The organism is Microbacterium sp. K35 (genome assembly GCF_004794375.1).
GTDB classification, from domain to species: Bacteria; Actinomycetota; Actinomycetes; order Actinomycetales; family Microbacteriaceae; genus Microbacterium; species Microbacterium sufflavum.
Genome location: NZ_SSDM01000081.1, coordinates 1 through 10959, shown reverse-complemented (window position 1 = coordinate 10959; position 10959 = coordinate 1). Strand labels below are relative to the sequence as shown.

General features: G+C 72.4%; 10 protein-coding genes. 6 read left to right on the top strand and 4 right to left on the bottom strand.

Translation table 11 applies throughout. The features are described from left to right. The 4 genes from DW299_RS02250 to DW299_RS02235 all read right to left on the bottom strand — a co-directional run. The coding region (locus DW299_RS02250) for an ABC transporter permease (protein ID WP_136035484.1) at positions 1-924 on the bottom strand (924 nt) is incomplete at its 3' end. Next, positions 921-1862 (bottom strand): ABC transporter permease, encoded by a 942-nt coding sequence (locus DW299_RS02245; protein ID WP_136035483.1) that lies wholly within the window; start codon positions 1860-1862, stop codon positions 921-923. The genes DW299_RS02245 and DW299_RS02250, both read right to left, overlap by 4 nt. A gap of 79 nt (positions 1863-1941) precedes the next feature. After that, a complete protein-coding gene (locus DW299_RS02240) occupies positions 1942-3471 on the bottom strand; it encodes an ABC transporter substrate-binding protein (protein WP_240745293.1) in 1530 nt (509 codons plus the stop codon). 211 nt (positions 3472-3682) lie between these two features. After that, entirely contained in the window at positions 3683-4645 is a 963-nt protein-coding gene (locus DW299_RS02235) for an aldo/keto reductase (protein ID WP_136035482.1), read from the bottom strand. A gap of 123 nt (positions 4646-4768) precedes the next feature. Between DW299_RS02235 and DW299_RS02230 the strand changes: the two genes are divergently transcribed. The 6 genes from DW299_RS02230 to DW299_RS02205 all read left to right on the top strand — a co-directional run bounded on the left by DW299_RS02230 (position 4769) and on the right by DW299_RS02205 (position 10949). Next, positions 4769-5503 (top strand): SDR family NAD(P)-dependent oxidoreductase, encoded by a 735-nt coding sequence (locus DW299_RS02230; RefSeq protein WP_136035481.1) that lies wholly within the window; start codon positions 4769-4771, stop codon positions 5501-5503. A 94-nt stretch (positions 5504-5597) separates the two neighbouring features. Beyond that, positions 5598-6713 (top strand): zinc-binding dehydrogenase, encoded by a 1116-nt coding sequence (locus DW299_RS02225; RefSeq protein WP_136029027.1) that lies wholly within the window; start codon positions 5598-5600, stop codon positions 6711-6713. Positions 6714-6721: 8 nt separating this feature from the next. After that, on the top strand, positions 6722-7681 hold the full coding sequence (locus DW299_RS02220; RefSeq protein ID WP_136035480.1) for an aldo/keto reductase: 960 nt from the start codon (positions 6722-6724) through the stop codon (positions 7679-7681). A gap of 81 nt (positions 7682-7762) precedes the next feature. Continuing rightward, on the top strand, positions 7763-8761 hold the full coding sequence (locus DW299_RS02215) for an alpha/beta hydrolase (RefSeq protein WP_136035479.1): 999 nt from the start codon (positions 7763-7765) through the stop codon (positions 8759-8761). Beyond that, complete coding sequence (locus DW299_RS02210; protein WP_136029021.1) at positions 8758-9741, top strand: alpha/beta hydrolase; 984 nt, start codon at positions 8758-8760, stop codon at positions 9739-9741. Before DW299_RS02215 ends, DW299_RS02210 begins: the two co-directional genes overlap by 4 nt. After that, the gene (locus DW299_RS02205; protein WP_240745292.1) at positions 9738-10949 is read left to right on the top strand and encodes a multidrug effflux MFS transporter; all 1212 of its coding nucleotides are present in this window, start codon (positions 9738-9740) and stop codon (positions 10947-10949) included. Before DW299_RS02210 ends, DW299_RS02205 begins: the two co-directional genes overlap by 4 nt. Positions 10950-10959: the final 10 nt, after the last annotated feature.

Below are 10959 nucleotides of genomic sequence, written 5' to 3'. Positions count from 1 at the left end.
GGGGGCGTCGGCGGCGGCGACCACCGCGGCGTCCTTCCGGCGGCGGGCCCGGGGCGTGCGCACCTGCACGAGCTCCGCGAGGGTCGAGCCCATGATCGCGAGCACCGCGATCGTGAGGCCGAGGGCGGCGGAGGGCCACAGCAGCATCAGCGGGTACGTGAGCATCAGGCGGAAGCCCTCGAGCATCATGGCGCCCCAGCTGGGGACGTTCGAGTCGCCGATGCCGAGGAACTGCAGTCCCGCCTGCATTCCCATCGCGATGCCGGCGGTGAGCGCGGTCTGGATGATCACGGGCGGGTACACGGCGGTGATCACGTGGCGGAAGATGATGCGCCCGTCGGAGAGCCCGGAGACGCGGGCGGCATCGATGTACGGCTCGCCGCGCACCGCGAGCGTCTGCGACCGGGCGATGCGGAAGTACCCGGGCACCATGAACACGCCGACCGTGGCCATCAGCAGCTCGAAGTTGTTGCGGCTGCCGGCGGCGACCACGAGCAGGATGATCATGCCGGGGATCGACTGCAGCGCGTCGCTGATCCAGGTGGCGACCCGGTCGAACACGCCGCCGAAGTAGCCCGCAGCGACGCCGGTGGGCACACCGATCACGAGGGCCGTGACGATCGTGATGAGCGCGCCCCAGAGGGTCGTCCGGGTGCCGTAGATGAGGCGGCTGAGGATGTCGCGGCCGGTGGAGTCTCCGCCAAGGAGGTGCTCGGGCGATGGTGGCGCCTTGGCGGCGGCGAGGTCGACGAGGTTCGGGTCCATGGGCGCCAGCAGCGGCGCGAAGACGCCGACCAGCACGATGAGCAGGAAGATCGCGAGCGGGAGGTAGCCGCCGGGGTGGCGGAGGAAGCGCCGGAACAGGCTCGACCGCCGCTTCTGGGCGGCGCGGTCGAACGCGACGCGGATGTCGGTCGTGGTCATGCGACGCGCACCTTCGGGTTGATCCAGCCGAGCACGAGGTCGAGCAGGAGGTTGATCACGACGACGAACACGATGGAGATGACCGTGATGCCCAGGAGCATCGGGATGTCGCCGTTCTGCGAGGACTGGTTGGTGAGCTGGCCGAGGCCGGGGAGGCTGAAGATCTGCTCCACCACGATCGCGCCGGACAGCAGTCCCACGAACATGAGGGCGATCACGGTGAGCGCGGCGGGCGAGGCGTTGCGGAGGATGTGCAGGTTGACCCGCCCGGCGGAGAGCCCGCGGCTGCGGAGCGTACGCACCCAGTCCTGCCTGCTCTGCGCGATCACGGCGTTGCGCAGCTGCTCCGACACGGCGACGATGCCGCCGAGCGCGAGGGAGATCGCCGGAAGGGTGATCGAGCGCAGCCATCCCTCGACGGACTGCGTCGGCGGCACGTAGCCGACCGCGGGGAACCACTTCAGCTGCACGGCGAGCCACATGACCAGCACCAGGCTCACCCAGAATCCGGGGAGCGCGAACAGCACGACCGAGATGCCCTTGATGATCCGGTCGAACCAGGTGCCGGGGCGCAGCCCGGTGATCAAGCCGAACGCGATGCCGATCACGGCTGTGATGAGCGTCGCGAACGTGACCACCGAGAGCGTCACGGGGACCTTGATCGCGAGCTGGGCGCCGACGGGCTGGAAGTTGCGCCACGACTCGCCGAAGTCGAGGAGCACGGCGTGCGAGAACCAGTCCCAGAACTGCACGATCAGGGGGCGGTCGAGGCCGATCTTCTCGGCCAGGGCCTGCTGCTGCGCGGGGCTCGCGGTGGTGCCCAGCAGCGAGGCGGTCGGGTCGCTGATCGCGAGGTGCGCCAGGAAGAAGGTGCCGATCGAGACCGCGACGAGCAGCAGGATGCCGGACAGCACCCGCTTCGCCGTGAACAGGAGCATGGGGGCCTCTCGGGGTGAGGAGGGTCGGAGGGGGAAGGGTGCCGGGGCGGCCGGTGTCGGGTGGCCGCCCCGGCGGGCATCAGCCCTGGGTGATGTAGCGCAGGGTCGGGAACATCATGCCCACGACGGGCTGCAGCTGGATGCCGGGCGCCGTGTAGTAGATGTTGTTCGCCTGGTACCAGACCGACCACCACGCCTGGTCGACGAGGGCCTCGTTGAGCTCCTTGACGGCCGCGGTCTGGGCGTCGCCGCGTTCGGTCTGCACCTTCTCGACGAGCGGCGCGATGACGTCGTTCTCGGCGTAGTCGGGCTCCGGGTTGAACCACTGGACGCTCGTGACCTGGCGGGCCACCGTGGCGACGTCGTTGCCGTCCATCGCGAGGAACGAGATGAACATCGGGTAGTTCGGCGCGTTGAGCTGGTAGTCCGGCATCTGCATGTTGTCCCACGTGACGGTGACGCCGAGCTCGGTGAGCGCCTGCTCCGCCGAGGGCTTCCACATCTCGAAGATGGGCGACATGGGCATCGAGATCGCGAAGCCGTCTGGGTACCCGGCGTCGGCGAGCAGCTCCTTCGCCTTGTCCATGTTGACCGCGTAGGCGTCGTTGAGGGACGGGTCGTTGATCGGCCCTCCGTCGGGGAAGACCTGGTTGGTGGCGACACCGGCGCCGCTGCCGACCGCGGCGAGGATCGCGGCACCGTCGAACGCGTAGTTCAGCGCCTGGCGCACCTCGAGCTTGCCGAGGGGCTCGCTCTTGGCCCCCGTGTGGTCGGTGATGACCAGGCCCGCCCAGCCGGACACGCGCTGCGCGGTGTTCCAGCCCTGCTGCTCGGCCTGCTCCAGGTTGGCGACGTCGCCGTACTGCACGTTGATCTGGCCGCTGAGCATGGCGTTGTGCCGGGCGGTCGCGTCGGTGATCGGGTAGATCGCGAGCTCGGCGAAGGGGTAGGTCTTCGCGTCCCAGTGGTCCTCGGTCTTGGTGAAGTGGTACTCCGCGCCGGGGACGCTGGTGGCGCTGTCGAGCACGTAGGGACCGGAGCCGACCGGCTCGCTGCCGAGCGTTCCGGCCTCGATCGACGCGGGCGACGCGATGTAGCTGCGCCCGAGGCCCATGAAGTAGAGGATCGTGTCGTCGCGCTGCGTGAGGTTGATGCGGACGGTGTCGTCGTCGACCTTCTCGAAGCTGTCGACGTTGACGTAGGCCTCACCCGAGCGGGCGCCGGCCTTGAGGTACTCGAGGCTCGCGAGCACGGCGTCGACGTCGACCGGGGTGCCGTCGCTGAACACGGCGTCGGTGCGGAGGTCGAGGTCGATGCTCAGGTCGTCGTCGGCCACGGTCCACTCGGTGGCGAGCGACGGGATCGGGTCGCCGTCGGCGTCGAGGGCGATCAGGGCGTCGTAGACCGCGGAGAGATACGGGCCGTCGAACCCGATGTCGGCCAGGGACGGATCCCACGACGTGATGTCGAGGAAGTTGCCGATGTTGAGCGCGTCGGGGCCTTCGGCGCCGCCGCCCTCGGAGGGCGATGGCGTTCCGCCGCCGCTGCAGCTGGTGAGCGCGAGGGTCGCGGCCACGGCTGCGGCGAGCGCGAGGGGCATTCGTTTCATGGTTCCTTCTCTCGGGTGCAGGGGTGGTGAAGAAGGTTCGAAGAGCCGCTGACCGGGAGACCGGATCGACGCCACCTCGATGTGTCGTGCTGGTTAGTCTACATGTGTGGAAAAAGAGCGCAAGCATGTTTCCCGCGGCAACGGGCACAGCTCATGCCACCGGGCGCACCCGGCTTGTCTCTGCGCGCAGCATCCCGTCTCGCCACTCCCGTCACCACACCCCGTCCGCGCGCACGTCGCGGTCCACGGCGACGTCGGAGAGGGCCGCCCGCACCTCGGGGCCGTGGTCGCGGACGAGCGCGAGCGCGGCGTGGTTCTGCTCGAGCTGCTCGAGCCGTGAGGCGCCGAACAGCACGTTCGCGGTGGCGGGATTCGCGAGGCAGAAGGCGATGCCGAGCGCGGCCGGCGTCACCCCGAACTCCCCCGCCACCCGCGCGACCTCGGGGTACAGGGCCGCGATCCGCTCGCGGATGCCGCCCACGTCGGCGCCGATCTTGCGCTGCGGCGTCCGGCCCGTGGCGAGGATGCCGCCCTCGAACACGTCGGACGCCTGCAGGGTGAGGGTGCCGTCGGCGAACAGCGGCCCGTACGCGTCGCCCTCGGCCATCGACCGCCGCGCGATGCCGTACTTCAGCTGCGCGAACGCGGGGCCGGCCAGCCCGCGCGTCCGAGCCTCGGCGAGCGCGGCGCGGGTGTCGGCGATGCGCCAGTTGTTGATGCCCCACGAGCCGACGAGACCCTCGTCGATCAGGGCGTTCACGTCGGCGACGAGCCGCGGGAGGTCGGGCGCATCGAGGTAGTCGCCCACCACGAGGGTGTCGAACCGGTCGAGCCCCGCCCGCTGGAGCGACTCGACGAGCTGCGCGCGGAACCCCTGGTTCGGCCAGTCCCACAGCCACAGCTTGCCGCACAGCACGATGTCGTCGCGGTCGACACCGCTCGCCCGCAGCGCCTGCCCGAACAGGATGTCGGTCGTCGAGTTCTCGGCGTGCGGCCCCATGTTGTAGTACGCGACGTCGAAGAACCCGGCGTCGAGCTCGACCGCGCGGCGGATCAGCGCGACCGCCTCCTCCGGCGCCATGCGGTCCCACGTGTTCCAGGAGCCGAGGGCGAGGGGCGGCACCGGGGCACCGCCCGTCTGCAGCGGACGGCGGGGGTGGGTCGATTCGGGCATGACGCTCCTTCGCGTGCTTCGTCTCGTCGCTGCGCTCCTCGCTCAGCAACCGGGGTTGTGTTTTTCTATGGTTGTAGAATATAACGGACTCATCCCGTCAGAGCACCGTCAGTGAGGACGAACATGACCGCATCCCCGCGCCGCATCCTGGTCACCGGAGGGGCGTCCGGCCTCGGCCGCGGCATCGCCACCGCCTTCCGCTCCGCGGGCGACGAGGTGTTCCTCGGCGACGTGAACGCCGACGCCGCCGCCGCGGTCGCGGCCGAGATCGGCGCCACCGCCCTCCCCCTCGACATCGCCGACGAGGCCTCCGTCCTGGCCGCAGCCGACCGCATCACGGCCGCCGGCGGGCTCGACGTGCTCGTGAACAACGCCGGGGTCGTCGCGGGCGGCGGCACGCTGCAGGAGGTCCCGGTCGACGCGGTCGATGCGGCCCTGCGCGTCAACGTGCGTGGCACGTTCCTCATGCTCCGCGTGTTCGGCGCACTGCTCGCGGCGGCCGGACGCGGCAGCATCGTCAACATCTCGTCCATCGGCGCCCGACAGCCCACCCCGGGCCTCGGGCACTACGAGGCCACCAAGGCCGCGGTCGACGCCCTCACCCGCACCGCCGCGATCGAGCTCGCCACCGCGGGCGTGCGCGTGAACGCGGTCGCCCCCGGCCCGGTGCTCACCCCGCTCACCGCCGACTTCGCCTCGAACCCCGACGCCCGCGCGGCCTGGGAGTCGCGCATCCCGCTCGGCACGATCGCCGAGGTCGACCAGGTCACGCCGCTCGTGCTGTTCCTCGCGAGCGACGCCGCCGGCCACATCACCGGCGTCTCGGTGCCGGTCGACGGCGGCCAGCTCCTGGTCTGACCCGTCCGCCCGCATCCGTCACGGGATCGGATCCGCACCCCGCCCCTCGCGGAGCGTTCCCGATCCCCCACCCGTCCCGCGACAGGAGAACCGCATGACCCTCCCCGCCCCGACCCTCCCGACCACGACCCGCGCCGCCGTGCTCACCGCGCACGGCGAGCCGCTCACCCTGCAGGACCTCCCGCTGCCGACCGAGATCGAGCCGGGCGCCGCCCTCGTGCGCATCGCCTGCACGACCCTGTGCGGCACCGACATCGAGATCTGGGAGGGCCGGATGACCTTCCCCGGCATGCTCCCGATGGTGCTCGGCCACGAGATGGTCGGCGAGATCGTGGCCACCGGACCCGACACGCGCGACGCCCTCGGCCGCCCGCTCTCCCCCGGCGACCGCATCGGGTGGTCGGAGTCCACGTGCGGCGAGTGCCACGGCTGCGTCGTGCTGCGCGAGCCCGTCGCCTGCTCGCGCCGCGGCTACGGCTTCCTGCAGCGGTCCGACGTGCCGCCGTACGCCACCGCCGGGCTGTCGGAGTACGCCTACGTCACCCCCGGCGCCGCGAAGCTGCTGCTGCCCGCGGCGGTGAAGGACACCTGGGCGTCGATGGCGGGCTGCGCGGCCAAGACCGTGCTGCGCGCGTTCGAGCGCGCCGGCCGCATCCGCCCCGGCTCCCGCGTCGTGGTGCAGGGGTCGGGCGCGCTCGGCATCTTCGCCACCGCCGTCGCCACCATCGCGGGCGCCGGGCAGGTCATCACGGTCGGCGCCCCCGCCGCCCGGCTGGAGCTCGCCGCCCGCTTCGGCGCCGATGCCGTGGTCGACTTCCGCGACGGGCCCGTCGTCGACCAGGTCATGGAGCTCACGGGCGGCCACGGTGCCGACCACGTGTTCGACTTCGCGGGCGCCCCGAGCGTGGGTCCCGACGCGGTGGGCATGGCGGCGCAGCGCGGCACCATCGCGATCGTCGGCTCCACCGGCCCCGCGGGCGACGGCTTCCCCCTCAGCACGATCATGGGCAAGGAGCTCACGGTCGTCGGCTCGCTCAACGGCGACATCTCCGACTACGCCCGCGCCATCGACTTCTTCACCGCGTTCGCCGACCGCTTCCCCTGGGACGACCTGTTCAGCGCCCCGGTCGGTCTCGCCGAGGCCTCCGCCAAGATCGCCCACATGCACCACCTCGATGAGGTCAAGGCCGTCATCGACCCGAGCCTCTGAGGAGCACCATGACCACCCCTCTCCCCCGCCGCGAGATCGGCCGCAGCGGCCTGCACGCCTCCCTGTTCTCGCTCGGCTCGTGGCACACCTACGACCGCATGGACTTCGCCGACGCCGTCGAGCTGCTGCGCCAGGCGACCGACCGCGGCGTGAACCTCTTCGACGTCGGCGTGTACTCCGCGCCCGGCGCCCCTCCGGTGTTCACCGACGTGATCTTCTCGGCCATGGTGCGCGCGGCGGGTCTGCGCCGCGACGAGTGGCTGCTGTCGTCGAAGCTGTGGCTGGAGGCCTTCGGCGACGACGGCTTCCGCCCGCAGCTCGAGAACGCCCTGATGCGAGTGGGCGTGGAGCACGCCGACCTCGTGATCCTGGGCGACCTGCGCCGCGACGACCTCGACCTGCGCGACCTCGTGCTCGACCTCGCGCGCCTCGCCGATGCGGGACTCATCCGCGCGTGGGGCGTGAACAACTGGTCGGCGTCGTCTATCCAGCGCCTGCTCGACCTCGCCGCGGCGGAGGGCGTGCCCGGGCCGCAGATCGCGCAGCTGAAGTACAGCGTGGCACGGCGCTCGATCCCCGACGGCGAGCCGTTCGCGCGGCTCTGGGAGCAGGGCCTCACGCTGCAGGCCTCCGACTGCCTGGAGGGCGGCGTGCTCGCGGGGAACGTGAAGGGCGACCGCCAGATCGGCCGCGACCCCGGCGACATCCGGGAGCGGATCATCGCCGACGTGCCGGCGTTCACGGCGCTCGCGGAGTCGCTCGACACGACCCCGGCCCAGCTCGGCATCGCGTTCACGCTCACGCACCCCGCCCTCACGACCACCCTGTTCGGCGCCTCCCGCGTGGCGCAGCTGCACGCGAACCTCGACGCCGCCGACCTCGTCGACCGCATCGGCGCCGACGAGCTGCGCCGCCTGGTCGAACCCTTCTGGGCCGACCGCGGCGTGGTCGACCCCGAAGGCCCCTGACACCGTCCGCGGACCCCCGCACACCCGCCCCGCACCACGCCGCCCCCGCCCCACGCCGCCCCCGCCCCACTGAGGAGAGACATGACCGCCACCGCCGCCGGACACCCCACCGTCCCGCCCGTCCCGTTCGACCCCGAGGTGCAGGCCGTGCTGGACGAGATCGCGAAGAACCCGCAGCCTCCCCTCACCCGCGACACGCTGCCGCGCGAGGGCGTCGACCGGATGTTCCCCGACAACGACACCGTGATCGCAGGCCGCCCGATCGTGTGGGAGGACCGCGTGATCCCCGGCCCCGCGGGCGCACCCGACATCGAGATCACGGTGTTCCGCCCCGCGGATTCCGCGACCGAGGTGCTGCCCGGGTTCGTGAACATCCACGGCGGCGGCATGATCGTCGGCCACCGCTCGTGGGAGACCGCGCGCGTGGTCGACATCGTCGCGGAGCACCGCGTGGTCGCCGTGAACGTGGAGTACCGGCTCGCCCCGGAAGACCCGTACCCCGCCGGTGTGGAGGACTGCTACGCGGCGTTCGTCTGGACGCACGAGCACGCCGCCGAGCTCGGCATCGACCCGGAGCGCCTCGTCGTCGGCGGCGGCAGCGCCGGGGGCGGGCTCACGGCCGCGGTCGCCCTGCTGGCGCGCGACCGGAAGGGCCCGGTCATGGCGGGGCAGCTGCTGCTGTGCCCCATGATCGACAACACCAACACCTCGGTCGCCAGCTTGCAGTACGACGGCATCGGCACGTGGCAGCGCGACATGAACCTGCTGGCGTGGTCGTGCGTGCTCGGCGACGACCTCGCGTTCAGCGACGAGGCCCCCGCCTACGCGGCCCCGAGCCGCGCGACCGATCTGTCCGGTCTTCCCCCCGCGTACATCGAGGTGGGCGAGGCGGAGACCTTCCGCGACGAGGACACCGCCTACGCGCTCGGCATCTGGGCCACGGGCGGCCAGGCCGAGCTGCACGTGTGGGGCGGCGGCGCGCACGGCTTCGACATGTACATGCCGGAGGCGGAGATCACCCGGGCCGCCCTCGCCGCACGGTCGTCGTGGCTGCGCCGGATCTGGCGGGCCGCCCGATGACCGCGCCCGCTCCCGTGCCGTACGACCCCGAGCTGGTCGCCGGGCTCGACGCGTTCGTGCAGCTCGTGGAGGGCATCCCGCTGCGCGCCGACACCATCCACGCCAACCGCGACCACTTCGCCACGATCATCCCGCCCATCGCGGTGCAGGCCGAGGGCAGGGCGGTGACGTGGGAGGACCGCGTGATCCCCGGCCCCGCCGGTGCGCCCGACCTGGAGGTCACGATCGTGCGGCCGTCCGCCCCCGCGACCGGGCCGGCGCCCGCCGTCCTGTCGATCCACGGCGGCGGCATGGTGCTCGGCACCCGCTTCTTCGGCACCGCCGAGCTGATCGACCTGGCCGACCGGCACGGCGTCGTCGGCGTCGCGGTGGAGTACCGCCTCGCGCCGGAGCATCCGGGCCCGGCGCAGGCGGAGGACTGCTACGCGGCGCTGGAGTGGATGGCCGCGCACGCCGACGACCTCGGCATCGACCCCGACCGCATCATCGCGTCGGGGCAGAGCGCGGGCGGCGGGCTGTCCGCCGCGGTGGCCCTGCTCTCCCGCGACCGCGGCGGACCGCGGCTGGCCGGGCAGCTGCTCGGCTGCCCGATGCTGGACGACCGCAACGAGACGCCGTCCGCCCGGCAGTACGACGGCTTCGGCGCCTGGGACCGCAACAACAACGACACCGCGTGGGACGCCATCGCCGGAGACGACCGCTTCACCGACCGGGTCTCGCCGTACACAGCCCCCGCACGCGCCACCGACCTGTCCGGACTCGCCCCCGCGTTCATCGAGGTCGGGGCTGCCGAGACCTTCCGCGACGAGGCCGTGGACTACGCGCTGCGCATCTGGGCGACCGGCGGTCAGGCCGAGCTGCACGTGTGGGCCGGCGGGTACCACGGCTTCTCCGGGTTCTCGCCGGAGGCCGAGGTGTCGCTGGCGGCGGTCGCGGCACGGGAGAGCTGGCTGCGCCGCGTGCTGCGCCCGGGCGGATGAGCATCCCGGCGCGCCCGGAGCCCGCCCGCATGGGCACGCTCCGGGCGATGCTCGTGCTCGGGATGCTGGAGGCGTTCGGGCCGCTGTCGATGGACCTGTACCTGCCGCAGCTGCCGCAGCTCGCGGCGTCGCTCGGCACGACCGAGGCGCTCGCGCAGGTCACGATGTCGGCGTGCATGATCGGCCTGGGTCTCGGGCAGCTCATCGCCGGTCCCCTCAGCGACCGGCTGGGCCGGAAGCGTCCGCTCCTCGTCGGCGTGGCCGCGTTCGCGGTGCTGTCCGCCGTGTGCGCGGTCGCCCCGAGCATCGAGCTGCTGCTGGTGGCGCGGTTCCTGCAGGGTCTCGCCGGATCGGCGGGCATCGTCATCTGCCTCGCGGTCGCGCGCGATCAGTTCGAGGGCGTGGAGCTGTCGCGCATGCTGTCGCTGCTGTTCCTGGTCTCGGGCACGGCCCCGATCATCGCCCCCGTGGTGGGCGGCCAGCTCGCACGGGTCATGGACTGGCGCGGCATCTTCGGCGTGCTCGCGGCGGTCGGGGTCGTGCTGCTGCTCGTGGTCGTGTTCGCCCTGCCCGAGACGCTGCACCCCGACGACCGGCACGGCGGCGGCCTGCGCACGCTCGGCGGTCACGCGGGCGCCGTGCTGCACGACCGCCTGTTCGCCGCGGTGCTGTGCGCCTCGGCGGGCGGCGGGGTGGCGTTCTTCACCTACCTGTCGATGTCGTCGTTCGTGCTGCAGGACGAGTTCGGGCTGAGCCCGCAGGCGTTCAGCCTGGCGTTCGCGGCCGGGGCGCTCGCGAGCATCGTGGGCAGCCAGACGAGCCGGCTGGTCGTGCGGCGGTGGGGCCCCCTCCGCGTGTACCTGGGCGGCAGCACCGCGACGCTGCTGGCGACCGCGACCTTCCTGGTGCTGGCCGTCGCCGGGACCGGGGTCACCGGGGTGATCGCGGCCCTGGTCGGCTTCATGCTGTGCTCCGGCGTCGGCGGCCCGAACGGGCAGACCCTCGCGCTCGCGCACCATGGTTCGCGCGCGGGCACCGCATCGGCCCTGCTCGGCATGTCCACCTTCCTGTTCGGGCCCGTGCTGGCCCCGGCCGCGGCGGGCGTCGGCGGCACGAACGCCATGACCATGGCCGTGACCATGACCCTCGCGGCCGCCGTCGCCGCGGTCGCCGCGTGGGCGTTCGTGCGTCCGGCCGCGCGCACCTGAGCCGCCCGGT